The 1099-nt window shown below is 36.4% G+C and carries 2 protein-coding genes; both read left to right on the top strand.

Features of this window, described 5'->3' with window-relative positions; all coding sequences use genetic code 11:
- Positions 1 to 271: phenol hydroxylase subunit (locus FTT64_RS14340; protein ID WP_257231961.1), on the top strand; the 271-nt coding region annotated here is incomplete at its 5' end.
- Between the two features lie 37 nt (positions 272 to 308).
- A complete protein-coding gene (locus tag FTT64_RS14335) occupies positions 309 to 794 on the top strand; it encodes a phenol hydroxylase (protein ID WP_180182522.1) in 486 nt (161 codons plus the stop codon).
- Positions 795 to 1099: the final 305 nt, after the last annotated feature.

Raw genomic sequence — 1099 nt, 5'->3', positions numbered from 1 at the left:
TGGAGAATATGAGGATTTTGGTATGCAGCAACTCAATGTAGAACAGCCTCCTTGCTTTATTCATGTTACAGGGACTCAGCGTGACAAATATATCGAATTTGAATTTTCGATAGGTGATCCAGAGTTAGCTGTAGAAATGATTATGCCAGTCAAGGCTTTTGAAGAATTCTGCGCACACCATCAAGTACAGCACCTAAGTACGGATGATTTTGCAAAGATTGAATATGACCGCATGAAGTGGCGATTTGGACAGGCCGGTATTAGAGAATAAAAACTCTAGTCTTTATTAAAAAATCAGGAAGATTTATATGCAAATTGATATTAAAACATCTTCAGTTAAGCCTTTAAGAAATACTTATGCTTATATTGAAAAAAGATTTGGTGATAAACCAGCTTCACGTTATCAAGAAGCGACCTACGATATTCAGGAAGAAATTAATTTTCATTACAAACCTTTATGGCAGCCTGAATTTGATCTTTACGATAAGGGCCGTACTGTAATCCAAATGAAAGATTGGTACGTGCTTAAAGATCCTCGTCAATTTTATTATGGGGCTTATACCCAAACTCGAGCTAAACAAAAAGAGATTTTAGAAAGTAATTTTACGCTTGTTGAAAAACACGATTTATTAAGAAATATTTCTGAAGAAATTCTAAACAAAGTAACGAAATTACTACTCCCACTTTATTGTAAACAAGACATTTTTATCTTTTATATTCAATGGCTTATTTTCCTGCTAATTGGTAATACCATGAAAAATACCATGCTCAGAAAAGGCTTAACAATATTTTGAAAAATTGCCTACTGAGCGCTGCCGCACAGCTCCATAGGCCGCTTTCCTGGCTTTGCTTCCAGATGTATGCTCTTCTGCTCCTGCAGCTAATGGATCACCGCAAACAGGTTACTCGCCTGGGGATTCCCTTTCGACCCGAGCATCCGTATGAGACTCATGCTCGATTATTATTATTATACTCTGTACACGACAAATTTCACAGAACCCTTATCCTATCAGGATTCTGCTTTCTTAAAATTGCCAAAATTTCCTTAAACTCTTCTTTTTTCCCAAAACCAATTAAACGCTGAATCGCCATTTGAACA

This window comes from Acinetobacter sp. Q186-3, assembly GCF_013420655.1.
GTDB classification, from domain to species: Bacteria; Pseudomonadota; Gammaproteobacteria; order Pseudomonadales; family Moraxellaceae; genus Acinetobacter; species Acinetobacter indicus.
The sequence above is the reverse complement of the archived record's forward strand: the minus strand, read 5'-3'. Positions and strand labels throughout refer to the sequence as shown.

Coding starts and splice junctions, on each gene's coding strand:
- FTT64_RS14335 (WP_180182522.1), top strand. CDS start 309: ATGCAAATTGATATTAAAACATCTTCAGTTAAGCCTTTAAGAAATACT.